Raw genomic sequence first — 25,878 nt, forward strand, 5'->3', positions numbered from 1 at the left:
TCCTCAGCCTTCGCCTCCATCGGGCCCGAGCAGCCTGCCGCGCCCCTCCGCCTCCACCCAGCCCTGCACATAGCCGACCTTCACCGCCACCATGACCAGCGCGGCGAGCGGCGCTGCCAGCACCACCCCGATCAGCCCGAAGCCGGAGCCCATCAGCGCCTGGGCGCCGAGCAGATAGGCCGGCGGCAGATCCGCGGTGCGGCTCTGCACCATCGGCGTCAGCAGGTTGCCCTCGACATTCTGCGACAGCACGAAGAGGCCGATCACCCAGGGGATCAGCGATGGATCCTCGCCCAGGGCCACCAGCAGCGCCGGCACCACCGAGATCACCGGCCCGATATAGGGGATGAAGCCGAAGATCGCGGCGATCAGCGCCAGGAGCCCGGCCAGCGGCACGCCCAGCGCCCAGAGGCCGGTGCCGATGAAGAGGCCGGTCACGACCATCGCGAAGAGCTGGCCCACCAGCCAGCCGCGGAGCGTCTCCCCGGCCTCGTCGAGCAGGGTCCGGAAGCGCGGGCGGGCTGGTGGTGCCACCAGCGACAGTGCGGCCTTGCGGTAGGGGCCGGGGTCGCTCGCCAGATAGAGGCCGAGCAGCAGGATCAGCACCACGTCGCCCAGCCCGCCGAGCACTCCGCCGAGGCTGGAGACGGCATAGGTGGCCGCCTGGCTGGCGGCCTCGCCCGAGGGGATGAGGCGGCGGGGGTCGACCTGCTCGATGATCCAGCGGCCCCAGCCATAGCGCGACAGCTGCCCCTGCACGCGCTCCACCAGGGCGGGCAACTCCTGCCGGAAGCTGTCGGCCTGGGCGGAGAGCGCGTCGGCGGCGAACCAGAAGGCGAGGCCCAGCAGCAGCAAGGCGAGCAGGGCCACGACCATGACGCCCCAGCCTTCCCCGATCCCGAGGCGCGCGGCGATGGGGACCGCGAGCGCCCGCAGGGCCACGGCCAGCAGCGCCCCGGCGAAGAGGACCAGCAGCACCCCCGGCGCCAGGGTGAACAGCGTCAGCAGGACGGCGAGGAGGATGAGCACGGAGAGGATGGTGCGGGGCATGGGCGCTGAATGACGGCCGTGCCGCGCGGTTGCCCCGGCTTCCAAAAAAGGGAGGGCGGGGCGCTCAGTCCAGCCGGATGTTCGCCGCCTGCGCGACCTCCCGGAAGCCGGCGATGTCGCGGCGCAGCACCTCCGCATAATGCTGCGGCGTCGAGCCCCCGGGCGTGGCGCCCTCGGCCTCGTAGATCCGCGCCACGTCCGGCTCGGCCAGCGAGGCCGCGATGGCGGCGCTGAGGACGCGCATCGGCTCGGCCGGAATGCCGCGCGGGCCCAGCAGCCCCCACCAGATGGAGGCCTCGTAGTCGATGCCTGTCGCCTCCTTCACCAGCGGTGCGGGCGGGCTGCCGGCCGGCGCCCCGGCGGCGCAATAGGCGAGCAGCCGCACGCGGTTCTCGCGGATGGCCGCGGAGGCGCTGGCCATGGTGGTGATCAGCAGCGGCACATGGCCGGCGACGAGGTCCGTCACGGCCGGCGGCATGCCGCGATAGGGCACGTGGTTGAGCCGCAACCCCGCGCGCAGGGCAAAAAGCTCGGTGACGAAGTGGTTGATGCCGCCGGGGCCGGAACTGGCGAAATCCACCTCGCCGGGACGGGCTCGGCAATAGGCGACGAGATCCTGGATCGTGCGCGGCGGGAAGTTCGGGTTGGTCAACACGAGGAAGGGAGCGCGTGCCAACAGCGAGACGGTGTCGAAGCTCTCGATGGCGTCGTAGGGCGTGCGCTGCACCGCGGCCGAGGCGGCGAAGCTGCTGCTGGAGACCATCAGCGTGTGGCCGTCCGCCGCGGATTGCGCGACCTGCGCGGCGCCGATCGAGCCGCCGGCACCGGGCCGGTTCTCGATGACGACGGGCTGGCCGAGGCGCTGCTGCATCTTCTCGGCCAGCGGGCGGGCGATGACGTCGTTGGAGCCGCCGGGTGGGAAGGGGACGACGATGCGGACGGGGCGCTGGGGCCAGGCGGGTTGCGCCTGGGCGATGGCGGGCGTGGCCAGCAGGGCCAGGGCGGTGCGACGCTTCATGGGAAAAGTTCCTCCGCGCGCATCCTGGACCAGCTGATGGCGCAGGTCACCGGGGCGGCGCGGGCATGGTCTGCCCGGCGGCCCAGCGCCATGAACCCTCCGTCATCCGGAAGACGCAGAGGGAGCGGTAGTCGCCCTCGATCACGCGGCCATGGACCTGGAACCTGTCGTGCAGCGTGAGGGTGGCGATGGCGAAGCCGTCATGCGGCGTGACGTGCAGGTCGGTGATGTCCTGTGAGAGGAAGACCACCTGGTCGGAGACGCAGTAGGTCTCCACATAGCCCGCCTTGTCGAGGGTGCGGCCGCTTGCGTTGAGATAGACGAAGCCGGGATCGAGCAGGGCGTCCAGCGCGATGGCGTCACGGCGGATGAGGGCGTCCGTCTTGGCGTCCAGGATGCGGCGGATCTCGTCCTCGATCATCGCGCGATGCTGCGCGACGCGGCGGGTTGCGTCTAGGCGGCGGCGCGCAAACCCGGATCGAGGCTCGCCAGGATCGCGTCCAGATACGCCTCCGCGATGGCCTCGATCTCCGCCGTCGTGCGGTTGAGGATCGGATGCGGCACGAAGACCGAGCGCCCGTCGAAGCCGAGGCTGCCGCATTGCCGGTCGAAGGCGTCGCGGAATTCCTCGGTGAGGATGTTCACGCCGGGAATGCCGCGCTGGTCCAGGTCGTTCAGGTCGTGCGTCGAGCAGGAGGTGCAGGAGCCGCAATCCGATAGCGCGATGATCACCGCATCGGCCTGCTCCGCGATCTCGTGCAGGATCGGCAGCGGCGCGGTGCGCGTGTTGGTGGGCTTCTTCCAGCGCTTGAGCCGGTAGCCGCGCGCGGCGAGCAGCACGGCCAGCCGGTCCACGAACTCGTCGCCGCGCATCTTGCCGATGTCGAGCAGGGCGAGCGTGCCGGCGCGCAGGTCGGCGGGCGGGGCTACGGGCGCGCGGCGCGTGGCGGCGGCCTCGGCGGTGGGGTCGCGCAGCAGGTGTTCCTGGCTTCTCATTCGACGATCTCCCTGGTCACGGGCTGGCTTTCCTCGCGGAAGCGCCCGCCCGTCCAGCCGCAGCAGATGGCGGAGTAGAGCCCCGCCGCGCCGCCCGCGCGGACGACCAGCAGCCCTTCCGGCCAGAACTTGTTCACCATCTCTTTCGCGCGCGCCGGCGCGATGCCCTCGCCCACGCCCTGCGCGCCGGCGATGAGCTCCTCGCCAGGGCGGCGGAGGTCGTCGTGCAGGCTCGCCTCGATGCGCGCGCGGTCCCAGCCGGCATCGGCGAAGATGGCGTGGTGCTCGGGCGAGAGCACCAGGATGGCATTGAAGAACTCGCAGAGCTTGGGGTGGCCGACGGCGGCGAGGCTCATCGCCAGCGAGCGCGACAGCTCCTCCGGCGTGCGGCTCTTCCAGTCCACGAAGCCCTGGATGCCGTCGCCCTGGAACAGCGTCACGGCAGATTTGCCCGGCGCGATGCCGCGCGCCTCGGCGAGCGATTGCCAGCGCGGATCGTCCTCGTTCTCCGCGAAGCAGAAGGTATACTTGCCGGGGCCGCCGATGGTGCTGCGGTCCAGCTCGCCCGGCCGCCCGCCGCCGACATTGCGGATGATGAGGTTCAGCGCGCGGCCGATCGTCGCATTGGCGCGGTTGCCCTGGCCCAGCGCATTGATGCCGGCATTCATCCCGATGCGCCTGGCGATCGGCCCGTTCACGATGATGACCGGAGAGGAGAAGCAGGTCGTGCAGACGATGCCGTGCAGGGTGAAGACCGGCTCCAGCGCGGTCTCCAGCGCGGCCAGCAGCACGGGCATGTATTCCGGCCGGCAGCCGGCCATGACGGCGTTGATCGCGACCTTCTCGACGGTGACGGGCATGAGGTCCGGCGGCACGCGGCCGATCACCTCGTCCGGCTTGCGCCGTGTGCCCTGCAGCATGCGCAGGATGCGCGCGTCCGTGGGCGGGACGACGGGCAGGCCGTCCGTCCAGCCGCGGTCGAAGCAGGCCTCGATGGGGTCATCCCATTCGCCGATGCCGATGCGGCGGCTGGCGATGCCGGTCTCGCCGAAGCGCGCGACCAGGTGCTCGTGGACATTGGGCTCGCGCGACTTGGAGCCGCAGCCGGGGCGGAAGGCGGGCAGGGCCTCTCCGAGCGTCTCGTCGCCGGTGAGGCGGCGCCAGTCCGCACGATCCCAGCCCTCGGTGCGCTCGGCTTCGCGGCCGGCCTCGCGGCGGATCAGCGTGGGGACGATCTCGATGTTCTCCGCGAAGGAGGCGGCCAGCGCCGTGTCGTCCAGGGCGCCCGCGGGGAAGGCGGCGGGGTCGTCCTGGATGACCAGCGTCGCGCCGAGCGACGGCAGCAGTGGCATCAGCAGCCGGCAGGTCGGGCACTCCGCCTTGAGGAAGAGGACGAGCCCGTCATCGGGCAGGGCAGGGGCCTGGGGGGTATCGAGCGGCATGATGAAACTGGAATACCAGATTCCTCCTTGCGGCTGTCAACCGAAAACTGGTATTCCAGATAGATGGACGCCGCCGACCCTCTCAGCAACCAGGCCCTGGCACAGATCCGCGACCGGATCGTTCGGGGAGAACTGGCCTTCGGGCAGCGCCTTTCCGACCGCACGCTGGCCGCCGAGCTGGAGATCAGCCGCACGCCGGTGAAGCAGGCGCTGCAGCGCCTCGCCGCCGAGGGCCTCGTCACCATCCGCCCGCAGAGCGGCAGCTTCGTCATGTCGCCCGACGCCGAGGCGATCCGCACCGTCTGCGAGATGCGCGCCATCCTGGAATGCGGCGCGCTGCGCCTTGCGGCGGGTCATGACCCGGACCGGTTGGCCGCCGCGCTTTCCGTGCCGCTCGCCGGCGCCGCGCTGGCGCTGGAGGCGGGTGACCTCGCCCGCGCCGAGGCCATGGATGCCGCCTTCCACGAGGCGATCGTGGGCGCCTCGGGCAACTCGCTGCTCATCGACTCCTATCGCGGCATCGCCAGCCAGGTCGGCGCGCTGCGCCACCGCCTGCCGCGCAACGCCAAGCGCATGGCCACCGCGCTTGCGCATCACCGCCGCATCCTGGACCTGGCGCTCGCCGGCCGCCTCGCCGAGGCCGAGGCGGAGCTCGCCGCCCATGTCCGCCGCGTCCAGGCCCAGGCCAGCCAGAAGCTTCCCGCCCTTCCTCTCAGCTAGGAGACGCCATGCGCCGCCGCCACCTGCTCGCCGCCCCGACGCTGCTCGCCGTGCCGGCCCGGGCGCAAGGCTACCCGACGCGGTCCGTGCAGATCCTGGTGCCCTATGCGCCCGGCGGCGCCACCGACCTCGTGGCACGGCTCATGGCGCCGCTGATGTCGGCCGAACTCGGGCAGACGGTGGTGGTCGAGAACCGCGGCGGCGCGGCCACGCAGATCGGCACGGAATACGTCGCCCGCGCCGCGCCTGACGGCTACACGCTGCTGCTCACTGCGGCGCCGCTCGCCATCAATGTCGGCCTCTTCCCGCGGCTGCCCTTCGACCCACTGCGCGACTTCGCGCCGATCACCATGGTCATGACCAACCCGCAGATCCTGGTGGTCGCCGCCGACAGCCCCGTCCGCGACGCGCAGGCCCTCGTCGCCGCGGCGCGCGCGAAGCCCGGCGGGCTGAACTTCGGCTCGGCCGCGCCCGGCAGCATGGGGCATCTCTCCATGGAGCTCCTCGCCGCGCGGACCGGCGTGCCGATGGTCCATGTCGCCTACCGCTCCTCCGCCGGCGCGCTGACGGACCTCGTGGCCGGCCGGCTCGACGGCATGTTCGACAATCCCTCGACCGCGCTGCCGCTGGTGCGCGACGGCAAGCTGCGCGCCGTCGCCTTCACCGGCCCGCGCCGGAGCCCCGCCGCGCCCGAGGTGCCGACGCTCATCGAGCAGGGCTTCGCCGATTTCACCACGCTGAACTGGTACGGGCTCTTCGCGCCGGCCCGCACACCGCCGGCCGTGCTGGAGAAGCTCCATGCGGCCGCCAGCGCCACCCTGCGCAAGCCGGAGATCGTGGAGCGCCTGCTGCGCGACGGCACGGAGGCCGCGCCCAGCTCGCCGGGAGAGCTGGGAGTCTTCCTCGCGCGCGAGGTGGAGCTGTGGTCGAGCCTGATCCGGCAGCGGGGCATCCGGGCGGACTGATCGCAGGAGGGGCCTGCATCACCCCTGCCGCAGCCGATCCACCGTCCGCTGCGCCGTGTCCGCCTCCAGCTCGAAGTGCTGCAGCGCGAATCCCGCCATGCCGAGCGCGATCTCGCGCTCGCCCATCACCACCAGCCCCACCCCGTCGAGCCGGCCCAGGAAGCTCGCCTCCTCGTCGTTATGGGCGCGCGCGGTGGCGGCGATGGTCGGGTTGGCGGCACGGGCCATGTCGAGCACGCGCCGGCAGCCGAAGGCGTCGGGCATGGCGAGGATGATGAGGCTGGCGGTCTCGGGACGGGCGGCCTTGAGCACCTCCGGCTGGGCGGCGTCGCCCCAGACGACGGGCAGCCCCTGGGCGCGCAGGTCCATGGCGACGCCGTGGTCCGCCTCAATGGCGACATGGGGGATGCCGTGCTCGGTGAGCGCCTGGGCGACGACACGGCCGACGCGCCCGTAGCCCGCGATGATCGCGTGGCCGGAGAGGCCCGGCGGCAGCGCGGCGAAGGCCCTCGCGCCGGCGCGGCGGGCGATCCAGGCGCGGTAGCGGCGCTCGCCGACGAGGCGGGTCGCCAGCCGCTCGGACAGGGACAGCGAGACGGGGGCCAGGATGATGGTCAGCGTCGCCGCCGCCAATATGGGCCCGCGCGCCTCGGCGGGCAGGACGTGGAAGCCGATGGCGAGCTCCTGCAGGACGAAGGAGAACTCGCCGATCTGGGCCAGCCCGCCCGCGACGGTGGCCGCCGTCGGCAGCGCCACGCGCAGCGCGGTGAGCAGCACCAGGATCGCGACGCCGGTGCCGAGCAGCACCGTGACGAAGGCCGCGAGCGCCAGCCAGGGCGCGGCGAGGATGGCGACGGGGTCCACCAGCATGCCGACCGAGACGAAGAAGAGCGCCACGAAGATGCGTTGCAGCGGCATGGTCTCGGCGGCGGCCTGGTGGCCCTGGGGGCTCTCGGCCAGCAGCACCCCGGCGAAGAAGGCGCCGAGCGCGGGCGAGACGCCGAAGAGGGCGGAGCAGCCGAAGGCTGTGCCGAGCGCGGCCACGACCACGGCCAGCGTGAACAGCTCGCGCGACCCCGTGGCGGCGACCAGGGCCAGCAGCCGTGGCATGAGCACGCGCCCGACGACGCCCAGCAGCAGCACGAAGGCCACAAGCTGCAGCGCGGTCCGGGCGAGCGCTCCGCCGAGCTCGCCGGGGACGCCGGACAGGACCGGCAGCAGCACCAGGGCGAGCACCACGATGAGGTCCTGCGCGACGAGCCAGCCGAGCGCGACCCGCCCGGCCTCGCCGGAGAGCCGGCCGCGCTCCTCGAGGGTGCGGGTCGCGACGGCCGTGGAGGAGATGGCCAGCGCCAGCCCGAAGACGACCGCCGGCCCTGGGCCGAGTCCCAGCGCCAGCCAGCCGAGCAGGCTGCCCAGCGTGGTGCCGATCGCGACCTGGCCGATCGCGCCCGGCACCGCCACGCGCCAGACCGCCAGCAGGTCGCGCGGCCGGAAGTGCAGCCCGACTCCGAAGAGCAGCAGCGCCACGCCGATCTCCGCCATGGCCGAGGTCATCCCCCGGTCGGCGACGAAGCCCGGCGTATAGGGCCCGACCGCGAGGCCGGCGGCGAGGTAGCCCAGGAGCGGCGGCAGCCGCAGCAGACGGGCCACGAGCCCCAGGCCGAAGGCGAGCGCAAGGGCGACGACGAGGGTCGCCAGAAGCGACGGGGCGGGGTGCATGAAGGAAGGGTAACCCGTGCCCCGTTCAGCGCGCCATGGGGCGGCCGCGATCCCTTTGCCGCGCGCAGCGGGCGGGATCGGCCAACTCGCGGCGCAGGGCGCGGCAGTCGGGCGGGCCGACATCGCTCCAGTTGGCGCAGCGCCCATCGGGCCGGCGCCAGCCGGGGCCGCCGCAGAGGCCGCAGCCGGCATGCTCGCCGTCGCGCGGGTAGAGGCGGCAGAGCTCGGCGGGCTGGGCCAGGGCGGCCCAAGAGATGACCAGGGGGATGGCCAGAGGGGCGAGCAGGGGCGCCAGCGGCAGCAGGACCAGGAGGCGGCGCATGCGCCCTCCCAGTGGCCGTGGCGTCTCTCCCAGGCTAGGAGGGGAGGCCATGAGTCACAACAGCTTCGGCCACCTCTTCCGCGTCACCACCTGGGGCGAGAGCCACGGCCCGGCCATCGGCTGCGTCGTCGACGGCTGCCCGCCCGGGCTGGAACTGGACGAGGCCTGGATCCAGCCTTTCCTGGACAAGCGGAAGCCCGGCACCTCCAAGTTCGTGACGCAGCGGCAGGAGCCGGACCAGGTCCGCATCCTCTCCGGCGTCTTCGAGGGGCGGGCCACCGGGACGCCCATCGCGCTGCACATCGAGAACCAGGATCAGCGCAGCAAGGACTACGGCGAGATCGCGAAGTCCTTCCGGCCCGGGCACGCCGACATCGCCTATGAATGGAAATACGGCATCCGCGACTACCGCGGCGGCGGCCGGGCCTCGGCGCGCGAGACGGCCATGCGCGTGGCGGCCGGCGCGGTGGCGCGGCGCGTGCTGGGGGAAGGGGTCGTGATCCGCGGGGCGCTCGTCCAGATCGGCGCCGACCGCATCGACCGCGAGGCCTGGGACTGGGCCGAGGTGGGCAACAACGAATTCTGGTGCCCCGACCCCAGGGCTGCCGTCCGGTGGGAAGAACGGCTCTCCGCCGTGCGCAAGGCGGGCAGCTCGGTCGGCGCCGTGATCGAAGTGCGGGCCGAGGGGGTTCCCGTGGGGCTCGGAGCTCCCATCTATGGCAAGCTCGACGCGGAGATCGCGGCCGGGCTCATGTCCATCAACGCGGTGAAGGGTGTCGAGATCGGCGACGGGTTCGCCGCCGCTGCCCTTTCCGGCGAGGAGAACGCCGATGAGATGCGCATGCGCCAGGATGGCCAGGTCGAGTTCCTCGCCAACCATGCGGGCGGGATCCTGGGCGGTATTTCGACGGGCCAGCCCATCGTCGCCCGCTTCGCCGTGAAGCCCACGAGCTCGATCCTCACCCCCCGCCAGGCCGTGACGCAGGCGGGTGAAAACACGGACATCCTGACCAAGGGCCGCCACGATCCCTGCGTCGGCATCCGCGCCGTGCCAGTGGGCGAGGCCATGCTCGCCTGCATCCTCGCCGACCACCTCCTGCGCCACCGCGCGCAGAACCCCGGGGCCCCCATCCTGGGTCGGCTTCCGCGCGAATGACCCCGGTTGAGGCGCAGGAATGAATCCTGATAGCGTTTCCGTGCAAGACAGCGCTTCTGTGCAAGACGGGACGGTGTCGGCCGCGCTCGATGCCGCGACACCCAGACGAGGGCTTATGCCGCCTGCCGAACCGACCTCCGCCGATGTCAGTGCGTTGAAGGCCTTCGTGGCCCTGGCCGGCGCCGCCACCTGGCGCAAGCGCGTGCTCGACCTGGGCACGCGCGCGCAGCCGGGCTCGCTGGCCGGCCGCGCCGCGCAGCAGCGCCACATGCTGGAGCTGATCCTGGCCCGGCTCGACCGGCCGGAGATGATGGCCAAGGCCGGCCGCGCGGAGCGGCTGGTGCTGGGCTTCGCCCGCGAGGTCGCGGGGCTGGCCAAGGCGTTGCCCGACGCCGGCCGCAAGCGGATCAAGGTCATGCTCGCGGCGGGCCTCGCCGGCGAGGCGAATCTGATCCCGCTCTTCCACCTCGTCCGGACGGCCTCGCTGCTGCGGGCGCGTGGCTTCGCGGTGCGCTTCGACGGCCTGTTGGACGGCGCCGACCACGACCTGCTCATCGAGCGCGGCGGCGCGGCGACCGAGGTGGTCTGCGAGACCGTCTCGGCGGAAGAAGGCCGCCCGCTGCACCGCGGCCACTGGGCGAGCCTGGTAGACCGGGTGAATCCGGAGCTGCAGACCTGGCTCGCGGCCCATCCCGGCCGCTACATCCTGAAGATGACGCTGCCCGAGGGCGTCACCGACACGACCCAGCTCGCGGATCTGCACGCGCGCATCTCCACCATGCTGGCCAATGAGCGCCGGCAGGATTCCAGCGCCGACGCGGTGCTGAAGCTGGACCCGCTGGTCCTGGCCGGCGCCCAGGCCGCGAGCGACCCGCAGCGCGCACTGCCGGCGCGGCTGCGGCAGGTCTTCGGGGTGGAGGCGCATCTCGCCGTCACGGCGGATCCCGCGAGCGGCAGCATCTTCGTCATGGCGGCCCGCGCGGGCCGCGAGAACGCGATCTCCCAGGCGGTCGGCCGGCGGCTGGCCTCCACGGCGGAGGCGCGGCTCTCGGGAAGGCAGCCGGGCATCCTCTCCGTCTTCCTGGACGACCTCGAGGCGGCCGAGTGGCACTCGCTGCGCGACACGCTGGAGCTGGAGGGTGCGGTGCGGCGCTTCCTGACCGAGCCGGTGGCGAAGCGCGTCGTGGCAGTGACCTGCACCACGCGGCAGGAATTCTTCGGGGTCGGCGCTTCCGTCCCCGAAGGCGAGCTCCGCTTCCGGAATCCAGGACATCCGGCGGCGAAGCATGCGGGGCTGGAGCCCGCGATCAGCAGCAACTGAACGGATGAACAGACTGGCCCACCTGGCCTGACGTCCCGCGGAAGCGCGTCCGCGGGGCGGCGACCGCGCGAGGCCTTCGCGGAAGGCACTTCATGTCGAACAGCACTTCGCTCATCCCGGGCGCGCGGCGCGGCACGCTCATGATGATGGCTGCGGCCTGCGGCGTCATGGTCGGCAACATCTATCTCTGCCAGCCCTTGCTCGATGCCATCGCGCAGGATTTCGGCGTGCCAGAGCCGATGGCCGGCCGGGTCGCGGTGGCGGCGCAGGTCGGCTACGCGCTCGGCATCCTCTTCGTGGTGCCGCTGGCCGACTTGGTGGCGCCGCGGCGGCTGTTGCGCTGGCTGATGTCGGTGACCGCGCTCGGGCTGTTCGGTGCGGCGGTCGTACCGGATGCCGGCGCGCTCGCCGTCGCCAGCGCTGTCATCGCGGCTGCGACGGTGGTGCCGCAGATTCTCATTCCCGTCGCGGCCTCGATGGTCGAGGGCCATCATCGCGGCCGCGTCATCGGCGTGCTGCAGACCGGGCTGATCCTTGGCATCCTGCTTTCGCGCACCGTCTCGGGCGCGGTGGAGACGGCGGCGGGAAGCTGGCGCGCCTCCTATCTCGTCGCGGGCGTGCTGACGGCGCTGCTCTTCCTGGCGCTGCCTGCCTATCTGCCCGCCGCCGCGCCGCCGAGCCGGCGTCAGGGCTATGGCGCGCTGCTGGCCTCGCTGCCGGCGCTGCTGCTGGAGCACCGGGCGCTGCGGACCTCGGCGGGCATCGGCTTCTGCGTCTTCGCGGCCTTTTCGGCCTTCTGGGCGACGCTGGCCTTCCACCTCGCGACGCCGGCCTTCGGCTTCGGCGCGGCAGCGGTGGGGCTGTTCGGATTGTGGGGCGCGCCGGGTGCGATGGTGGCGCCGATGGCCGGGCGGCTCTCGGACCGGATCGGGCCGAACCTCGTGAATGCGATCGGGCTGGCCTGCGTGGCCGTGTCCTTGCTCGTGTCCGGGACGCTGGGCGGTGCCTCGGCACTCGCGCTGGTGCTGGCGGTGAACCTGCTGGATTTCGGCATGCAGGCGGGGCAGGTGGCGAACCAGGTCCGCATCTTCCGGCTCGGCGACCAGATCCGCGCGCGGCTGAACACGGTCTACATGGTGTCGGTCTTCGGCGGCGGCGCCTTCGGCTCCTTTGCGGGCGTCTACGCCTGGAGCCTCGCGGGATGGACGAGCGTCTGCGTCTTTGCCGGCGTGATGGTCTTGCTGGCAATGTCGATGCTGGCCGTGGCGGCGCTCAGGCGATCATAACTGGACCTCGGTGCGCGCTAACAAGAGGAGCGCACCAATCGAGAATCCGGCCGCGACTGAGGCCGGCGCCGCCCACTCGACTTCCCATCGGGTGCAGCAGTGCTGCGGCGAAGCCAAGCCGCCGGAGGCGGCGCCCGGCGTCTGAGGGCACGAAAAACAAAGACTTTGGCTACGCCAAAGTCGTCAGGTCCTGGAACCAGTGCTGCGCCTGCGTGTAGCCGCGCACGTTGCGGCTCGCCGCATGCGGGTTGGTGTCGTGCACCACGAAGACCAGCAGCGCCTCGTCCACCGCCTTCTGGTGCACCTGGGCCATCAGCCGATCCACCGCCGCCGGATCGAAGTTGCTCGTCGCCTCGTCGATCAGCCGGTCCATCTCGGCGTCGCGGTAGTGGCTCCAGTTCACGCCGCGCGGCGAGATCTGGTTGGAGTGGAAGAAGCGGATCAGCGCGTAGAGCGGGTCGCTCGTCACATAGGCGACGTTGTTCGCGGTGATGTTGCCGGAGCGCGCGATCTCGCCGGCCGCGCCCTGGCGCCAGCAGGTGTAGGACACCTCGAGCTCCACCACCTGGAACTCGATGTCGATGCCGACCTCGCGATAGGCCGACTGGATGTACTCGTTGATCGGCATCGAGAGCATCTGCCCCGACCCGCCGCTCGGCACGAGGAACTTCGTCTTCAGCGGGTTGGCGCGCGAGAAGCCCGCCTCCTGCACCAGCCGCCGCGCGCGGTCCGGATCATGGGTGATGCGGAAGGTGGGATTGCCGAACCAGGGCGAGGTCGGATCCACCACGCCCACCGCCGGCTTCGCCAGCCCGTTCATCAGCGCCACGATCTCGTCGCGGTTGATGGCGAGGTTGGCCGCCTGCCGCAGCTTCAGGTCGCGCCAGGGCGAGCCCTCCAGCAGGCTCAGATGGTAGTTCCAGACATGCGGCGTCACGTTCTCGATGATCCGCGCGCCGGACTGCCGCAGCCGCGGCACGAGGTCGGGCGAGGGCGTCTCGATGAAGTCCACCTGGCCGGTGAGCAGCGCGTTGGTGCGCGTCGTGTCCTCGGGCGCGACCACCAGCACGATGCGGTCCACCTTCGGCATCCGCGCGGGGTTCCAGTAGCCGGTGTTCTTCAACAGCTCCGCGCGCTCGCGCGGGACGAGGCGGGCGAGGCGGAAGGGGCCGGTGCCCGAGGGCTCGGAGGCGAAGCGCTCCCAGCTGCGGCCCAGCTTCTCGTACTGCGCCGGCGAGGAGATGAGGAACCACAGCATCTGGTAGGGGAAGATGCTGTCCACCGCCCGCGTCGTGACCTCGACGGTCATCGGGTCGACCTTGCGGTAGCTCGCCACGCTCGGCAGGCGCGGGCGGACCTGGGCGGCCTGGCGATTGTCGAAATGCGGCGCCTGCGGATTAAGAACCTTCTCGAAGTTCCAGATGACAGCATCGGCGTCGAAGTCGCTGCCGTCGTGGAACTTCACGCCGGGGCGCAGGCGGAAGACCCACTTCTTGCGATCCGCGGCATCGGCCTCCCAGCCCGTGGCGAGGCCGGGCACAAGCTTCCCGGGACGGTCGGCGACATCCATCTCCCAGGCCACCAGCGGGTCGTAGATCGTGTAGCCGGTGAACTGGTAGGCGCCGGCGCCGCGGTCGGGCTGGCCGGTGGTCTGGGGGATGTCGGCCATGGAAATGCCGTAGCGAAGCACGCGCTCGCCCGCCGTTTGGGCATGGGCGCCGCCGGCCGCCCAAGGGGATGGCATGCCGGTGGCGCCGGCGGCCGCGGCGAGGGCCAGCAGGTCGCGGCGGGAGAGGGGCGATTGCGTCATTCAGGGCTCTTCCGGGCTGGGATGTGACAGCTGCCTTGCAAGACGGAGGCCATGCCATCCCTCCACGCTCCGCTCCAAAAATGGCACCGCGGCGCGGGGCCGCGACAAAAATGGCGCGAAGCCGCCGATTTCATGGACGGAATCCCGCTCCGGCGTGGACGGCGGGCGCGCTTCCGCTTAGTTACAAATTCGCGAGTCTGTTGGGGATCAGCTTGGGCCGGTTGGGGATATTCGCGGTCGCGGGGCTCACGCTCCTGCTGGGCGCCTGGCTGGGAGGCGCATTCCGGACCGCGCCCGATGAGGCCCCGACACGCCCGTCCGCGCAGACAGCCCAGGGGACGATCCAGGGCCCGGGTCCGGGTCCGGAGGCGCTCCGTGCCGAGCCGCCGCGCCTCCCGGAATCCGAAAGCTCCACGCCACAGCCGGGCCCCGCGAGGTCCAGCGTGGCGGCGCTGACGCCGAGCCCGCAGACGGCCGCGCCGGTCGCCGAAGCCTCCGTGCCGCGGCCCGGCGCCGCGGCACCGTCTTCCGAGGCGTCTCGCCCCCCGGCACCGGAAGCTGCCCCGCCGCGCGCGGAGCCCGCCGCGCCGCCTCCTGAGATCGCCGCCCTCCGGCCACAGGACGCGACCCCGCGTCCGGAACCCGCCGCCCCGCGCGCCGAGCCTGCGCCGTCCACCGCTGCCGCGCCCCGTCCGGACCCCGTCGCGCCGCGCGCCGCATCCACGCCGCCCGTCGCTGCTGCGACACCGCGTCCGGAACCCACGTCACCCGTCGTCGCCGCAACGCCTCGCCCGGAGCCTGCCGCCCCGCGCGTCGAGCCCACGCCGCCCGCCGCCGCCCGTCCCGAGCCCGCCCGCCCGCGTCAGGATCCGCCGCGCTTCGACGTGGCGCGCGTCGGCGCCCGGGGCGCGCTGGTCACCGCCGGCCGCGCCGCGCCCGGGGCCGAGGTCATCCTGCTGGAGAACGGCCGCGAGATCGGCCGCGGCCGGGCCGATGCGCGCGGCGAATGGGTGATCCTGCCCGATTCCCCCCTGGCGCCCGGTGCCCGTGAGCTGACGCTGACCGCGCGCCTGCCCGGCGGCGAGCCGCTGGCGGGTGAAGCCAGCGTCGTGCTCCTGGTGCCCGGCCCGCCGGCGCCCGTCCTGGCCGAGGCCCGCCCACAGCCCGCGCCGGGCGGTCCGGCGCCCGAGGCAGGGCCCACCGCCGAGCCGCCATCCACGCCCCTGGCGCTGCTGCTGCCCGCGCCGGGCGTACAGGCGCCGATCCAGGTGCTGCAGGCGCCCGCCGTGGCGCGGCTCTCGATCGACCTCGTGGACTATGCCGGCACCGCCGGCATGCGCTTTGCCGGCGCGGCCCCGGCCGGCGCGCAGCTGCGCCTTTACATCGACGACGCCCCCGTGGGCGAGGTCGTCGCCGACACCCAAGGCCGCTGGAGCTACTCGCCCCAGGCGCAGCCGGCCTTCGGCCGCCATGTGCTCCGCGCCGACCAGCTCGGCGGGCGGGGGCAGGTCCTCGCGCGCGTCGAGCAGCCTTTCCAGCGCGACCGGCCGCCCGCCGTTGCCAGCGCGGAGGAGACGCCGAGCCGGCACGTGGTCCAGCCTGGCCACAATCTCTGGCGCATCGCGCGCAGCGCCTATGGCCAGGGCATTCGCTACACGGACATCTTCGCGGCCAACCGCCAGCAGATCCGCAACCCGCATCTGATCTATCCGGGGCAGGTCTTCACGCTGCCGCACGGGGCGCCCTGATCAGGCGCCCGCCGCCTCCAGCCGGTCCAGATACGGGTCCATCGCCATGGCGAAGCGCACCATCTCGCCCAGCATGCCCACCACCGTGCCGCGCGGCGGCGCCTCCGCCTCCAGCGCGAGCCGGTGGTCCGCGGTCAGGCGGAGCTGCCAGCCCTCCGGCAGATCGGGCGGCAGCTCGGCCACCGCGCGCAACGTTCCCGCGCGGTCGGCGTTGCGCTCCGCAGTGGAGGGGATGCGGCCGGCCATCGCGCGCAGCCGGAGCGCGCCATCCACCAGCAAGGCCTCGCAGGCGCGCCCCCGCCAGGCGAAGCGCAGTGCGGGCCGGAGGCCGGGCGAGCGGGGGGAGAGCGAACCGTCGCGTCCGACGGCAAAGGGACCGAGCGTGATCATGCGGACCGAAACTTGCCGCAGAAAGGTGAACAGAGGATAAACCCGCCGCATGTCCCTCGCGAACAGCCTGTCCCTCGTCCTTTCGCCGCCGCACCCGGCAGGCAAGCCCTTCATCTATGGCGGCGCCGCGGTCGCCGTGGTGGGCGGGCTGATCCTCGGGCCCTGGCTCTTCTGGATCGGCGTCGCCTTCACGCTCTTCTGCCTCTACTTCTTCCGCGATCCCAAGCGCGTGCCGCCGCAGGAGCGTGACCTCGTCATCGCCCCGGCCGACGGCAAGGTCGTCCTCGTCGGCCCCGCCGTCCCGCCGGCCGAGCTCGAGATGGGCGAGGCGCCGCGCTGGCGCGTGGCCATCTTCCTCTCCGTGCTCGACGTGCACGTGAACTATGCGCCCGTCCAGGGCCGTATCAGCCGCATCGCCTATCGCCACGGTACCTTCATCGACGCGAGCATGGAGAAGGCCTCCACGGAGAACGAGCGCAACGCGCTGCGCTTCGACCTGCCGGACGGCCGCCAGCTCGCCTGCGTGCAGATCGCGGGGCTGGTCGCGCGCCGCATCGTCTGCACGGTGCGCGAGGGCGACCAGCTACTGGCAGGCGACCGCTTCGGCATCATCCGCTTCGGCAGCCGCACCGACGTCTACCTGCCCGAGGGCGTGAAGCCCAAGGTGCTGGTGGGCCAGACCATGATCGGCGGCGAGACCGTGCTCGCGGAACTCGCGGGATGAACAAGCCGAGCCTCCGCGGGCGCCTCCGCCGCCTCGGCCCGCGCCAGCGGCCGCGCTTCCGCGGTCCCTCCTTCAACCGGCTCATCCCGAACCTGATGACGATGATCGGGCTGTGCTTCGGCCTGGTCGCGATCCGCTTCGGCATCGAGGGACGCTTCCCGCAGGCCGCCTCCTTCATCGTGGTCGCGGCCGTGATCGACGGGCTGGACGGGCGCATCGCCCGCCTGCTCAAGGGCACCTCGCGCTTCGGCGCCGAGTTCGACAGCCTCAGCGACTTCCTCTGCTTCGGCGTGGCGCCGGCGCTCATCCTCTACCTCTGGACGCTCCAGCATGCAGGGCCTCTGGGCTTCATCCCCTGCGTGATGTTCGCCGTCTGCAGCTCGCTGCGGCTGGCGCGCTTCAACGCCGCGAGCATCGCCGAGCCGGGCGTGATCCCGCCGCCCAAGCCCGCCTATGCCTACAACTTTTTCACCGGCGTCCCGGCGCCGGCGGGGGCGGGGCTGGCGCTCTTCCCGCTCTTCGCCTCGCTCGCCTTCGCGGAATGGGAGTGGGACGGCTTCGCCAATGCCATCCGCTATCCGCTCTTCAGCGCGATCGTGCTCTTCGTGGTGGGCGGGCTGATGGTGAGCACGCTGCCCTCCTGGTCCTTCAAGAACTTCAAGGTGCCGGCGCAGATGGTGCTGCCGCTGCTGCTGGGCACCGGCGCCTTCATCGCCTTCCTGGTCACCGAGCCCTGGGCCGCGCTGGCGCTGGGCGGCGCGATGTACATGGCGATGCTGGTGCTCTCGGCCCGCTCCTACGCGCGGCTGAAGGCCGAGGCCGAGGCGATGATCGTTGAGGAGCCGGCTCCCGCCCAGGAGTGACAGGGAGCCGCCGACCCTACGGGGCTCAGGCGGCGCTGACCCGCGGGCCTTTGACGAAGGCCTCGATGTCGTCGACCAGCGCGAGGCTTCCGGGCAGCAGCCCCACGACGGGCATCACGGTCATGTGCTCGCGCATGTAGTAGCGCGTGTTGGAGCGGTTGCCGGCGCGCTCGAGATCCCGCGCGAAGAACATGGCGTTCGGCGGCCAGACGATCGTGTCGAACATGCCCTGGACCAGGAGCGAGGGCGGCAGGTTGCCCGAGACATAGGTGTTGGGCAGCCGCTGCTCGGTGGGCACGCCCTCGAACAGGTTGAACAGCAGCGGGAACCGGGTGGGCCAGTGCGCATAGGGCCCGGCGACGCCAACGATGCCGCTCAAGGGGTGGCGGTCGCTTTCCACCACGCCCAGTGCCTGATGGACCAGCTGCGGGCGCACATGCAGCATCGCCGACATCCAGCCGCCGGCCGAATGCCCGCTGGCCACCACGCGGCCGCGGGCCGCGCCGTGAACCTCGCCGTTCCGGATGGCCCAGGCGACGACCTGCGCCGCATCCTCCAGGATCCCCTGGTGGTTGGTCTCCGGATAGAGCCGGTAGCCGGCCGCGATGGCCGTGATCCCGCGGGCGGCGAGGTGGCTGCAGACCGTCTGCACCGGCGCCTCCGCCCGGTCCCCGAACTGCCAGAAGCCGCCATGGAAGAAGACGACCGCCGGACGGCGGGGCAGGACGTTGCCGATCCTGGAACTCGCGGCGGGATAGACGTCGAGCCGCTGCTGCGGATGGTCGCCATAGGCGATGTCGTTCTGCACGGGGATGTTCAGATGCGTGAAGTCGGCGACGCCGTCGGGGCCGGGCGCCATGCACCCGGTCAGGGCCGCGGCGCTCCCGCCGAGCAAGAGGTGGCGGCGGGAAAGTTGGGGTGTGGGAACCATGGCAGACGCACTCCTTGCGTGGAGGCGCCATGGTCTCTTTCGAAGTTTAAGGAAGCGTTTGCGGCCGGGCGGATTCCGGCGCGCCGGCGACCGTTTTCGGTCGCGACGGAAAAGGGATCAGCGAGGTCGGTTCAAACGTCCAGGGGGGATCAGCGCACCATCATCAGGCCGATCGGCACCATCTCGGGGATCACGCGCGTGGTGAAGATGCGCAGCGTGTCGCGCGCGGTGGCCAGCGCCTCGGCCGGCGGCTCCGGCGGCGCGGCGAGGTAGGGGCGCAGCCGGTCCGCCTCGACGGAGGCGGCGGCGATGGCGGCCTCGCGCAGCAGGGCGATGCGGCCCATCGCCATCATCGGCGAGAGCGCCGCATAGAGCGGCTTCAGCAACTCCGGCCAGGCCGCGAGATGGAGGTAGAGGGTCGGGATCACCCCCGCCTCATGCCCGTGCAGCGCACCGAGGGCGCGCACCGGGCGGGCCGTGTCCTCCGGCAGATCCTCCAGCTTCGGCAGCGGCACGGAACCCGGCAGCATCGCCGGCGGCGGCGCGTCGGGGGCCACGGCGTCGCCCTGCTTGCCGCGCAGCAGCGCCGTCAGCAGGATCAGGTTGCTCAGATTGCCGCGGTTGTAGAGCGCGGCCAGCTGCGCCGCCGCCGCGCCCATCGGCAGGCTCGGCACGGAAAGGCTGGCGAGCACCCGTTCCCGCGCGCCGTCGAGCAGAGGCAAAGCGGGGCGCACGGATTCCCAGGCCCAGGGCAGCACCCCGTCCAGCGCCGCGAAATGGCGCCAGATGAGGTTGACCAGCGGCAGGCCATAGGCCTCCCGCAGCTTTTCGTAGATCGCGGCGACCTCGGGAGGCGCACCCGCCTCCCGGACCTCGGGGACCACTTACTTCCGCCGCTTCTCGACCAGCACGCCGGCCTCGGCGAGGCGCGCGATCTCCTCCTCGGAGAAGCCGTGCTTTGCCAGCACCTCGGTGGTGTGCTGGGCGAAGCGCGGCGGCGCGGCGCGCGTGCCGCCGGGCGTGCGGCTCAACTTGATGGGCGTGCCGAGGCCGATATAGCCGTCCTTCTCGGTGACCATGTCGCGATGCGCCGTGTGCGGGGCGGACATCGCCTGATCCACGCCGTAGACGGGGCCGGCCGGCAGGCCCGCCGCCAGCATGCGCTGGCAGAGGTCGATGCCGTCCTCGTCGGCGAAGCGGTTGTTCAGAATCTCCGTCAGCGCCGGCTTGTTGATCACGCGCTGGCCGTTGGTGGCGAAGCGCGGATCGGTGCCGAGCTCCTCCAGGCCGAGGAACTTGCAGAACTTCCTGAAGGTCGGATCGTTTCCGCAGCCGACGAAGATCTCGCAGGTCTTCGTGGTGAACTTGGCATAGGGCGCGAGGTTCGGATGCGGGTTGCCCGTGGCCACCGGCCGCTTCCCGTTGAGGAAGAAATTGGCGGCGTGCGGGTGCAGCAGCGCCATGCCGCAATCATGCAGCGTCATGTCGCAATACTGGCCCTGGCCCGACTTCTCGCGCTCGACGACCGCCATCAGGATGGCGATGGTGCTGAACAGCCCGGTCGCGATGTCCACGATCGGCGTGCCCAGCCGCGTCGGCCCGGAATTCTCGGTCCCGTTGATCGACATGAGGCCGACCATCGCCTGCAGGATGGCGTCGTAGCCCGGGAAGCCGCCGAGCGGCCCCGTCGCGCCGAAGCCCGAGACGCGGCAATGGATCAGACGGGGGAAGCGCTTCGACAGCACCTCCTCGTAGCCGAGGCCCCACTTCTCCATGCTGCCCGGCTTGAAGTTCTCGATGAGCACGTCGGCCCCTTCGAGCAGACGCAGCAGCACCTCGCGGCCCTGCGGCTGCGAGAGGTCGAGGCCGACCGACTTCTTGTTGCGGTTCACGCCCAGGAAGTAGGAGGCGTCTCCCTTGTCGTCGAAGGGAGGGCCCCAGTCGCGCACCTCGTCGCCCTGCGGCGGCTCGAGCTTGATGACCTCGGCGCCGTGGTCGCTCAGTACCATGGTGCAGTAGGGACCGCCGAGCACGCGGGTCAGATCCACCACGCGCAGCCCTGAGAGGGCGCCGGGACCGGAGGCGAGGGCACGGCCCTCGGCCATCGGAAGGGCGTCGTTCATGCCGCAGCCTTTCGGTTGAACACCCGAGCACAGAAGTCGGGATAGGTTTCCATCATCTCGTCACACACCGATCCGCGGAGGAGCGCAAGTTCCTCGGCCGTCGGCGCGGGCGTCTCGGGGACCTCGCCGTCGATGTCGAACGAAAAACCGGTCATGGCCGTCACGCTCTCCACCGTCTCGCCCGGATGCACCGAGGCCAGCGAGAAGCGGCCGCGGTCCGGATGGAAGGCGAAGACGCAGCGCCCCGTCACCAGCGCCTGCGCGTGGCCGCGGCGGTAGACGCCGGGCTCGCTGATCCCCGGCGCCGAGATGTGCGCGACCTTCTCGACCAGCACGCGCGGGCTGTGCTCCTCGCGGAAGAGGATCGTGCGGCCCGTCATGAAGTACATGAAGGCCGAGCCGAAGCTGCCCGGGAAGCGCACCTCGCGGCCGGGCCATTCGCCGGTGCCGATGAGGTTGAGGTTGGCCTGCCCGTCGATCTCGCCGCCGCCGAGGAAGAAGAGATCGATGCGGCCCTGTCCGGTGAGGTCGAAGAGTTCGCGCGTGCCCTCGGTGAAGGGGTTTCCGGTGCGCTTGTGCAGGAGGGACAGCCGCACCGGCTCGCCCTGCTTCACCGCAAGCCAGCAGGCGGCCGCCGGGATGGGCGAGGCGGCGCCGACGGCGATGTGGCCCGTCGGCACGGCGCGGATCAGCCTGGCCAGCGTGACGGCTAGCAACTCTTCCGAACGGTAGCTCATTCGGCAGCGACCGCGCGGGACTCGAAGACATGCTCCGCGCACCATTCGGCGAAGCCCGCATCGGTCTTGGCCGCCCGCGCATAGGCGGCGACATAGGCGGCGTCGAAGCCGTATTCGTCGAGCAGCGCCGCCGGCCGCGCGCCGCGCTCGGCGATGGCGAAGGCGCTGATGTAGGTCGCGTTGATCGTCCCCGGGGCGAGCCTTTCGTCCTCCAGGAAATTCCCCTCGACCACGCGCTCCACAGTCACCAGCGCGCGCTTCGACGCATGGGCGATGGTCGCGCATTCGCGCCGGCGGCCGACATAGATGTTGCCATGGCTGTCCGCCATGACGCCATGGAAGACCGCGATATCCGGATGCAGCGCCGGCAGCACCACGATCTTCTCGCCGGTTCCGAAGGGGCTCTCGATCACCCGCCAGTCGGGCCGGTGCGCCAGGATGTCGCTGCCGATGATCCCGCGCAGCGGCATGAAGGGCACGCCCTTCTCGGCGGCCTGCAGCATGGTGTGGACGGCCGGGCAGGTGGCGTCGGTGATGCTCAGCTTCCCGGCCTTCAGCGCCGCCGTGAAGCGCGGGGCGAAGCCGGCCTCGCCGAGACTCACCGCGCTGGTCTGCACGCTCGCCACGCAGCCCGCGCCGATCAGGATGTCGGTGGCGAAGCCCGAGACCGGCACACCCACCAGCCGCAACTCGCGCGCGCCGCGGCGGATCAGCGCCTTGGCCAGCGCCACGGAGGGCAGCGAATTGTCCGGGGGCAGGGCGATGAGTGCGCCGTCGGGCACACCGGCGGCCATGGTTTCCAGGTCGATGGGGGTCATCTTGCGTTCCTTCCTGCCGGAATCTACGCGGAAGCGTCACGCGAGGCGAGGGGGAAGCGCCGATGATCCTGCAAGGCCCGAGGCTGCTCCTGCGCCCGCCGGAGCCCTCCGACGCGGCGGAGCTGGCCGCCATCAACGGCGACCCTGTCACGATGCAGCACTTCGCCAAGACCATGGATCGCACGGAGAGCGACGCCTGGCTGGCCCGTATCATGGCGCATCACGCGGAGCACGGCTTCGGCTTCTGGAGCGTCGTGCGGCGGGACGCGCCCGGCTTGGTGGGGATTGTCGGCCTCATGCATGTCGGCTTCGACGCGCGCTTCACGCCGGCGGTGGAGATCGGCTGGCGCACCGCGCCCGCGCATCAACGGCAAGGATACGCCGAGGAGGCCGCGCGCCTCGCGCTCGACACCGGCTTCGGGCCGCTGGCATTGCGCGAGATCGTCGCCTGGACCATCCCGCCCAACGAGCCGTCCTGGCGCCTGATGGAAAAGCTCGGCATGTCCCCCGACGGTGATTTCGAGCATCCGCGGCTGCCCGAGGGGCATCCGAAGCGCTTGCACCTGCTCTACCGGATCGCGCGCCCCGTGTGATACTCGGCGGCAACAGGAGAGAAGGTGGCGCGATGCTGAGCTGGGTCGAGACGCATCTCGTCCGCGCCGTGCTGCTGGCCGCCGCGCTGCTTTTCGCGATCTATGAGCTCTCCGCCACGATCTTCGCCTATTCCGGCGACGCCCGCGTGGTCGCGGCGCTCGTGACCGTGGCGCCCGAGGTGGGCGGCCCGATCGCGAGCCTGCCCGTGCGCGACGACCAGCTGATACGGCCCGGCGACGCTCTCTTCGCCATCGAGCCGCGGCCCTTCGCGCTGGCCGTCGCCACGGCCGAGGCGCAGCTCGCCACCGCGCAGCAGCAGCACACGCTGGCGCAGCAGGCCGTGGCCGAGGGCGCCGCCACGCTGGATGCCGGCCTCGCCCGCCGTGCCGATGCCGAGGCCGCGCTCGGCCGCCAGCGGCAGCTGGTCCGCGCCGGCGACACGCCGATGCAGCGCGTGGACGACGCCGCGCGCGATGCCGAGATGTCCCGCGCCGCCGTGAACCAGGCCGAGGCCGCGGTGGCGGTGGCGCGGCAGCTCGTGCAGGTGCGCCAGGCCGAGATCGCCGAGGCCTCGGCGGCGCTCGACACCGCCCGATACCAGCTGAGCCGCGCGACGGTCGCCGCCCCCGCCGCCGGCCGCGTGGCGCCCTTCACCGCCCGCCCGGGCGACGCGGCGATCATCGGTCAGCCCGTGCTCCTGCTGGTGACCGATGCCGACTGGCGCATTGTCGCCAATGTCACGGAGCGCCACATGGCCCGGCTGCGGGCCGGCCAGGGCGTCTGGGTGACGCTCGGCAGCGACCCCTGGCGCCTTCATCGCGGGCGCGTGCGCAGCGCCGCGGCGGCCGTGTCCGGCACCATCCCCGGCCCGGAGGACGGCGTGATGCCCAACGTGCCCGCCGACACGGACTGGATCCGCCTCCCGCAGCGCTTCCCGGTGGAGATCGTGCTCGACGCCCTGCCGGAGGGCTTCCGCCTCTACCACGGCGCGACCGCGCGGGTGCTGGTGTGGTTCTGAGGGCCCAGCTCGCGAAAGCCCGCGCCGCGATCGGGCGGGTCTTTTCTGCCTCGGCACCGGGGACCCTGATGGGACAGGCTCCGAACCCCGGCTGGAGCGCGCGGCAGGGGCTGGTCACGGCGGGCGGCGTCGTGCTGGCGCTGCTGGCGGCGCTGTGGCTGGGTCTCGAGGATCCCTGGTGGGCGGCGCTCTCGGCCTGGGTGGTCGCGAACCAGGACCGCGACGCGCTCTGGGCCAAGGCGGCGCAGCGCGTGGCGGGCACGGTGACGGGGCTCGGCCTGGGGCTGCTGCTGGCGCAGGCGAGCGCGGGACAGCCAGGGCTGCTCGTGCTGTCGCTCTTCGCGGTCGGCGCGCTGGGCGTGCGCGGCCGCTTCGCCGCCGGGGCACATGGCTACGCCTGGTTCTACGGCGGCGTGACGGCCGTGATGGTGCTGATGCAGGGCGCCTCGGCGCCGGCCGGGCTGCTCGCCTTCGCGCAATGGCGCCTGCTGGAGATCACCACCGGCGTGCTTTGCGCCACCTTCGTTGCTGCGGGCGCCGCCTCGTCCGGGCATCGCGCCCCGGCGCCCGAGCCGCCGGCGGCGCTGGACCGGCTGACCCTCGCCGGCGGGCTCCTGCCGGTGCTGGTCCTGCTCGCCTGGGCGGCGCTGGACCTGCCGGCGGTGGTGCAGATGGCCGCGACCGCCATGGTCCTGCTGGACCGCGACGTGGGCTCGGTCCACCTGCGGGCGCGGCAGCGGCTGCTCGGCTGCCTGCTCGGCGCCGCCGCCGGCCTCGCCCTGGTGCTGGGAGTCGGGATGGACTCGCTGATGCTGTGGCTGGGCGTGGTGGGGCTGGGGCTCTTCGTCTTCTCCACCCTGCACCAGGGCGGCGGTCCCTCGGCCTATGTCGGCACCCAGGCCGGCGTGGCCTTCGTGATGGCGCTGGTCTCCGACCGCGGCCCGCCTGCGCAGCCCAGCCGGTGCTGGAGCGGCTGGCGGGAATCTCGCTGGGCGTGGCGCTGATCCTGGTGGTGGCGGTGCTGGTCGCGCCGCCGCGGCGGACCGTGCCGGCCTAGGCTCAGAGCCGAGTGGTCGGCCCGCCCTTCGGTCCCTGCTTGGGATCGGTCGACGGCGCGGGCTCCGCCGGCCGGTCCGCGGGCGGCGCTTCCGGCAGCGTCTTGTCGGCCGGCAGGTCGATCCGCGGCAGCTCCGTCGGAGCGGGGGCGGGCGCCGTCGGGAAGGCGGGCGCCTCGACTGGCGGCCGGAGCGGCTCCTCCAGCGGCGGCGCCAGGGGCGGCGGCTCCGCGGGCGGGGGCGGCTGGATGGGCTGTATCTCGCCCGGCTGGATCACCATCATCCGCAGGCAGCCCATGAAGGCGCCCATCACGGTGTTGGTGCCCGTGAGACTCAGGTTCCAGGGCGCGTCCGGCCCGTTCGGGAACTCGATCCGCATGAGCGCGCCCTGCCGGAAGGCCGGCTCGAACGTCTCCAGCGCGAGCGGCCAGCTCATCTCCCGCCCCGCGCCCGTGGCGTTGGCGGCGAAAATCCGCCGGTTGTCGATCACGATCCGCACCGGCAGCGCCGAGGAGGCGCGCAGGTTCCATCCCTGTCGGGAGAGCCGCAGGATCGGCCGGTCCTGTCCCACCAGGTGCTGCAGCAGGAAATGGCGCCCGGTGTTGGGGTCGCGCGTCTCCAGCCCGCAGGTCGAGGCGCCGCCCTCGGCCGTGCCGCCGAAGGCGGACCAGCCGTTGGCCTGGGCGATGATCCGGGTCTGGGCCGCGGCGGGCGCCGCCACGCTCGCGGCCAGGAGGAAAGCGGCGATGTGTCGCATGGCGATGTGCCTCAGAAGGGCTCGGCCTTGTCGTGCCGGAGCAGGCGGGCATAGCCGGCCTTCTCGCGGTCCTGGCCGGTCACGGCGTCCGCCAGCGCGTCGAGCCAGCCCGCGAACCAGGCCTTGCCCCAGTCGCCGGTCTGCGCCATCGGGTTCTCGAGCACCGAGGCGCCCTGCTTGAAGGCAACGCGACCGGCCGCATAGGCGTCGTCGCTGACGAAGAGGTCGTCGGGGTCTACATCCTCGGGCATGGGCTCCATATAGGCCGGAACGCCCGATCGCCCAAACCGGATGCATGGGGCCGGCTGCATG

The 25,878-nt window shown here is 72.2% G+C and carries 27 protein-coding genes; 11 read left to right on the forward strand and 16 right to left on the reverse strand.

Going from position 1 to position 25,878, the window contains the following annotated elements:
• Positions 1-3 precede the first annotated feature (3 nt).
• From AC1ROY_RS27365 to AC1ROY_RS27385, 5 genes are all read right to left on the reverse strand, one after another.
• Positions 4-1,050, reverse strand: coding sequence for an AI-2E family transporter (locus tag AC1ROY_RS27365; protein ID WP_493152093.1), 1,047 nt, complete (start codon positions 1,048-1,050; stop codon positions 4-6).
• A 64-nt stretch (positions 1,051-1,114) separates the two neighbouring features.
• Positions 1,115-2,068: a Bug family tripartite tricarboxylate transporter substrate binding protein gene (locus AC1ROY_RS27370; RefSeq protein ID WP_493152094.1), complete on the reverse strand. Its 954-nt coding sequence runs from the start codon at positions 2,066-2,068 to the stop codon at positions 1,115-1,117.
• A gap of 46 nt (positions 2,069-2,114) precedes the next feature.
• Positions 2,115-2,489, reverse strand: coding sequence for a nuclear transport factor 2 family protein (locus tag AC1ROY_RS27375; RefSeq protein WP_493152095.1), 375 nt, complete (start codon positions 2,487-2,489; stop codon positions 2,115-2,117).
• A gap of 32 nt (positions 2,490-2,521) precedes the next feature.
• On the reverse strand, positions 2,522-3,064 hold the full coding sequence (locus AC1ROY_RS27380; RefSeq protein ID WP_493152096.1) for a UGSC family (seleno)protein: 543 nt from the start codon (positions 3,062-3,064) through the stop codon (positions 2,522-2,524).
• Positions 3,061-4,506, reverse strand: a complete 1,446-nt coding sequence (locus AC1ROY_RS27385) for a hypothetical protein (protein ID WP_493152097.1) — start codon at positions 4,504-4,506, stop codon at positions 3,061-3,063. Before AC1ROY_RS27385 ends, AC1ROY_RS27380 begins: the two co-directional genes overlap by 4 nt.
• 63 nt (positions 4,507-4,569) lie before the next feature.
• Here AC1ROY_RS27385 and AC1ROY_RS27390 point away from each other — a divergent pair, with 63 nt between their 5' ends.
• Together AC1ROY_RS27390 and AC1ROY_RS27395 are read left to right on the forward strand one after the other, a co-directional pair.
• Positions 4,570-5,226, forward strand: coding sequence for a GntR family transcriptional regulator (locus AC1ROY_RS27390; protein WP_493152098.1), 657 nt, complete (start codon positions 4,570-4,572; stop codon positions 5,224-5,226).
• Between the two features lie 8 nt (positions 5,227-5,234).
• Positions 5,235-6,191, forward strand: coding sequence for a Bug family tripartite tricarboxylate transporter substrate binding protein (locus AC1ROY_RS27395; protein WP_493152099.1), 957 nt, complete (start codon positions 5,235-5,237; stop codon positions 6,189-6,191).
• 18 nt (positions 6,192-6,209) lie between these two features.
• Here the strand turns inward: AC1ROY_RS27395 and AC1ROY_RS27400 are convergent, their stop codons facing one another.
• The gene (locus tag AC1ROY_RS27400) at positions 6,210-7,913 is read right to left on the reverse strand and encodes a cation:proton antiporter domain-containing protein (RefSeq protein ID WP_493152100.1); all 1,704 of its coding nucleotides are present in this window, start codon (positions 7,911-7,913) and stop codon (positions 6,210-6,212) included.
• A 25-nt stretch (positions 7,914-7,938) separates the two neighbouring features.
• The gene (locus AC1ROY_RS27405; RefSeq protein ID WP_493152101.1) at positions 7,939-8,235 is read right to left on the reverse strand and encodes a hypothetical protein; all 297 of its coding nucleotides are present in this window, start codon (positions 8,233-8,235) and stop codon (positions 7,939-7,941) included.
• Positions 8,236-8,284: 49 nt separating this feature from the next.
• Between AC1ROY_RS27405 and aroC the strand changes: the two genes are divergently transcribed.
• The 3 genes from aroC (at position 8,285) to AC1ROY_RS27420 (ending at position 11,998) form a co-directional block, all read left to right on the forward strand.
• Positions 8,285-9,391, forward strand: a complete 1,107-nt coding sequence (aroC, locus tag AC1ROY_RS27410) for a chorismate synthase (RefSeq protein ID WP_493152102.1) — start codon at positions 8,285-8,287, stop codon at positions 9,389-9,391.
• Between the two features lie 115 nt (positions 9,392-9,506).
• On the forward strand, positions 9,507-10,712 hold the full coding sequence (locus AC1ROY_RS27415) for a hypothetical protein (protein WP_493152103.1): 1,206 nt from the start codon (positions 9,507-9,509) through the stop codon (positions 10,710-10,712).
• 92 nt (positions 10,713-10,804) lie between these two features.
• Positions 10,805-11,998 carry an MFS transporter gene (locus tag AC1ROY_RS27420; protein ID WP_493152104.1) on the forward strand — a complete coding sequence of 398 codons (1,194 nt, stop codon included), beginning with the start codon at positions 10,805-10,807 and terminating at the stop codon, positions 11,996-11,998.
• Positions 11,999-12,167: 169 nt separating this feature from the next.
• Here the strand turns inward: AC1ROY_RS27420 and AC1ROY_RS27425 are convergent, their stop codons facing one another.
• On the reverse strand, positions 12,168-13,808 hold the full coding sequence (locus tag AC1ROY_RS27425) for an ABC transporter substrate-binding protein (RefSeq protein ID WP_493152105.1): 1,641 nt from the start codon (positions 13,806-13,808) through the stop codon (positions 12,168-12,170).
• Positions 13,809-14,251: 443 nt separating this feature from the next.
• Between AC1ROY_RS27425 and AC1ROY_RS27430 the strand changes: the two genes are divergently transcribed.
• Complete coding sequence (locus AC1ROY_RS27430; RefSeq protein WP_493152106.1) at positions 14,252-15,556, forward strand: LysM peptidoglycan-binding domain-containing protein; 1,305 nt, start codon at positions 14,252-14,254, stop codon at positions 15,554-15,556.
• Here the strand turns inward: AC1ROY_RS27430 and AC1ROY_RS27435 are convergent, their stop codons facing one another.
• Positions 15,557-15,946, reverse strand: coding sequence for a hypothetical protein (locus AC1ROY_RS27435; protein ID WP_493152107.1), 390 nt, complete (start codon positions 15,944-15,946; stop codon positions 15,557-15,559).
• Positions 15,947-15,995: 49 nt separating this feature from the next.
• Here AC1ROY_RS27435 and AC1ROY_RS27440 point away from each other — a divergent pair, with 49 nt between their 5' ends.
• Complete coding sequence (locus AC1ROY_RS27440; protein ID WP_493152108.1) at positions 15,996-16,670, forward strand: phosphatidylserine decarboxylase; 675 nt, start codon at positions 15,996-15,998, stop codon at positions 16,668-16,670.
• The gene (locus AC1ROY_RS27445) at positions 16,667-17,533 is read left to right on the forward strand and encodes a CDP-alcohol phosphatidyltransferase family protein (protein ID WP_493152109.1); all 867 of its coding nucleotides are present in this window, start codon (positions 16,667-16,669) and stop codon (positions 17,531-17,533) included. The genes AC1ROY_RS27440 and AC1ROY_RS27445 overlap by 4 nt, the downstream gene beginning before the upstream one ends.
• Positions 17,534-17,558: 25 nt before the next feature.
• Here the strand turns inward: AC1ROY_RS27445 and AC1ROY_RS27450 are convergent, their stop codons facing one another.
• From AC1ROY_RS27450 to AC1ROY_RS27470, 5 genes are all read right to left on the reverse strand, one after another.
• Complete coding sequence (locus AC1ROY_RS27450) at positions 17,559-18,464, reverse strand: alpha/beta hydrolase (protein ID WP_493152110.1); 906 nt, start codon at positions 18,462-18,464, stop codon at positions 17,559-17,561.
• Between the two features lie 149 nt (positions 18,465-18,613).
• Positions 18,614-19,348, reverse strand: coding sequence for a hypothetical protein (locus AC1ROY_RS27455; RefSeq protein WP_493152111.1), 735 nt, complete (start codon positions 19,346-19,348; stop codon positions 18,614-18,616).
• Positions 19,349-20,587: a CaiB/BaiF CoA transferase family protein gene (locus AC1ROY_RS27460; protein ID WP_493152112.1), complete on the reverse strand. Its 1,239-nt coding sequence runs from the start codon at positions 20,585-20,587 to the stop codon at positions 19,349-19,351.
• On the reverse strand, positions 20,584-21,324 hold the full coding sequence (locus AC1ROY_RS27465; RefSeq protein ID WP_493152113.1) for a CoA-transferase: 741 nt from the start codon (positions 21,322-21,324) through the stop codon (positions 20,584-20,586). The genes AC1ROY_RS27460 and AC1ROY_RS27465 overlap by 4 nt, the downstream gene beginning before the upstream one ends.
• On the reverse strand, positions 21,321-22,142 hold the full coding sequence (locus AC1ROY_RS27470) for a CoA transferase subunit A (protein ID WP_493152114.1): 822 nt from the start codon (positions 22,140-22,142) through the stop codon (positions 21,321-21,323). Before AC1ROY_RS27470 ends, AC1ROY_RS27465 begins: the two co-directional genes overlap by 4 nt.
• A gap of 62 nt (positions 22,143-22,204) precedes the next feature.
• Between AC1ROY_RS27470 and AC1ROY_RS27475 the strand changes: the two genes are divergently transcribed.
• The 3 genes from AC1ROY_RS27475 (at position 22,205) to AC1ROY_RS27485 (ending at position 24,758) form a co-directional block, all read left to right on the forward strand.
• Positions 22,205-22,735: a GNAT family N-acetyltransferase gene (locus tag AC1ROY_RS27475; RefSeq protein WP_493152115.1), complete on the forward strand. Its 531-nt coding sequence runs from the start codon at positions 22,205-22,207 to the stop codon at positions 22,733-22,735.
• A 32-nt stretch (positions 22,736-22,767) separates the two neighbouring features.
• Entirely contained in the window at positions 22,768-23,754 is a 987-nt protein-coding gene (locus AC1ROY_RS27480; protein ID WP_493152116.1) for an HlyD family secretion protein, read from the forward strand.
• A gap of 68 nt (positions 23,755-23,822) precedes the next feature.
• Positions 23,823-24,758 carry an FUSC family protein gene (locus AC1ROY_RS27485; protein WP_493152117.1) on the forward strand — a complete coding sequence of 312 codons (936 nt, stop codon included), beginning with the start codon at positions 23,823-23,825 and terminating at the stop codon, positions 24,756-24,758.
• 55 nt (positions 24,759-24,813) lie between these two features.
• Here AC1ROY_RS27485 and AC1ROY_RS27490 read toward each other — a convergent pair whose 3' ends face one another.
• A complete protein-coding gene (locus AC1ROY_RS27490; protein ID WP_493152118.1) occupies positions 24,814-25,566 on the reverse strand; it encodes a hypothetical protein in 753 nt (250 codons plus the stop codon).
• An 11-nt stretch (positions 25,567-25,577) separates the two neighbouring features.
• Positions 25,578-25,817 carry a hypothetical protein gene (locus AC1ROY_RS27495; RefSeq protein WP_493152119.1) on the reverse strand — a complete coding sequence of 80 codons (240 nt, stop codon included), beginning with the start codon at positions 25,815-25,817 and terminating at the stop codon, positions 25,578-25,580.
• Positions 25,818-25,878 lie beyond the last annotated feature (61 nt).

The organism is Roseococcus sp. GW821-FHT12F05, from assembly GCF_058806835.1.

Excerpts from the sequence above, each read along its gene's own strand:
- AC1ROY_RS27375 (WP_493152095.1), bottom strand. The coding sequence starts at position 2,489 with ATGATCGAGGACGAGATCCGCCGCATCCTGGACGCCAAGACGGACGCC.
- AC1ROY_RS27395 (WP_493152099.1), top strand. The coding sequence starts at position 5,235 with ATGCGCCGCCGCCACCTGCTCGCCGCCCCGACGCTGCTCGCCGTGCCG.
- AC1ROY_RS27450 (WP_493152110.1), bottom strand. The coding sequence starts at position 18,464 with ATGGTTCCCACACCCCAACTTTCCCGCCGCCACCTCTTGCTCGGCGGG.
- AC1ROY_RS27475 (WP_493152115.1), top strand. The coding sequence starts at position 22,205 with ATGATCCTGCAAGGCCCGAGGCTGCTCCTGCGCCCGCCGGAGCCCTCC.
- AC1ROY_RS27440 (WP_493152108.1), top strand. The coding sequence starts at position 15,996 with ATGTCCCTCGCGAACAGCCTGTCCCTCGTCCTTTCGCCGCCGCACCCG.
- AC1ROY_RS27380 (WP_493152096.1), bottom strand. The coding sequence starts at position 3,064 with ATGAGAAGCCAGGAACACCTGCTGCGCGACCCCACCGCCGAGGCCGCC.
- AC1ROY_RS27420 (WP_493152104.1), top strand. The coding sequence starts at position 10,805 with ATGTCGAACAGCACTTCGCTCATCCCGGGCGCGCGGCGCGGCACGCTC.
- AC1ROY_RS27385 (WP_493152097.1), bottom strand. The coding sequence starts at position 4,506 with ATGCCGCTCGATACCCCCCAGGCCCCTGCCCTGCCCGATGACGGGCTC.
- AC1ROY_RS27370 (WP_493152094.1), bottom strand. The coding sequence starts at position 2,068 with ATGAAGCGTCGCACCGCCCTGGCCCTGCTGGCCACGCCCGCCATCGCC.
- AC1ROY_RS27495 (WP_493152119.1), bottom strand. The coding sequence starts at position 25,817 with ATGCCCGAGGATGTAGACCCCGACGACCTCTTCGTCAGCGACGACGCC.
- AC1ROY_RS27485 (WP_493152117.1), top strand. The coding sequence starts at position 23,823 with ATGGGACAGGCTCCGAACCCCGGCTGGAGCGCGCGGCAGGGGCTGGTC.
- AC1ROY_RS27490 (WP_493152118.1), bottom strand. The coding sequence starts at position 25,566 with ATGCGACACATCGCCGCTTTCCTCCTGGCCGCGAGCGTGGCGGCGCCC.
- AC1ROY_RS27425 (WP_493152105.1), bottom strand. The coding sequence starts at position 13,808 with ATGACGCAATCGCCCCTCTCCCGCCGCGACCTGCTGGCCCTCGCCGCG.
- AC1ROY_RS27365 (WP_493152093.1), bottom strand. The coding sequence starts at position 1,050 with ATGCCCCGCACCATCCTCTCCGTGCTCATCCTCCTCGCCGTCCTGCTG.
- AC1ROY_RS27390 (WP_493152098.1), top strand. The coding sequence starts at position 4,570 with ATGGACGCCGCCGACCCTCTCAGCAACCAGGCCCTGGCACAGATCCGC.
- AC1ROY_RS27445 (WP_493152109.1), top strand. The coding sequence starts at position 16,667 with ATGAACAAGCCGAGCCTCCGCGGGCGCCTCCGCCGCCTCGGCCCGCGC.
- AC1ROY_RS27435 (WP_493152107.1), bottom strand. The coding sequence starts at position 15,946 with ATGATCACGCTCGGTCCCTTTGCCGTCGGACGCGACGGTTCGCTCTCC.
- AC1ROY_RS27480 (WP_493152116.1), top strand. The coding sequence starts at position 22,768 with ATGCTGAGCTGGGTCGAGACGCATCTCGTCCGCGCCGTGCTGCTGGCC.
- AC1ROY_RS27465 (WP_493152113.1), bottom strand. The coding sequence starts at position 21,324 with ATGAGCTACCGTTCGGAAGAGTTGCTAGCCGTCACGCTGGCCAGGCTG.
- AC1ROY_RS27400 (WP_493152100.1), bottom strand. The coding sequence starts at position 7,913 with ATGCACCCCGCCCCGTCGCTTCTGGCGACCCTCGTCGTCGCCCTTGCG.
- AC1ROY_RS27460 (WP_493152112.1), bottom strand. The coding sequence starts at position 20,587 with ATGAACGACGCCCTTCCGATGGCCGAGGGCCGTGCCCTCGCCTCCGGT.
- aroC (WP_493152102.1), top strand. The coding sequence starts at position 8,285 with ATGAGTCACAACAGCTTCGGCCACCTCTTCCGCGTCACCACCTGGGGC.
- AC1ROY_RS27470 (WP_493152114.1), bottom strand. The coding sequence starts at position 22,142 with ATGACCCCCATCGACCTGGAAACCATGGCCGCCGGTGTGCCCGACGGC.
- AC1ROY_RS27415 (WP_493152103.1), top strand. The coding sequence starts at position 9,507 with ATGCCGCCTGCCGAACCGACCTCCGCCGATGTCAGTGCGTTGAAGGCC.
- AC1ROY_RS27405 (WP_493152101.1), bottom strand. The coding sequence starts at position 8,235 with ATGCGCCGCCTCCTGGTCCTGCTGCCGCTGGCGCCCCTGCTCGCCCCT.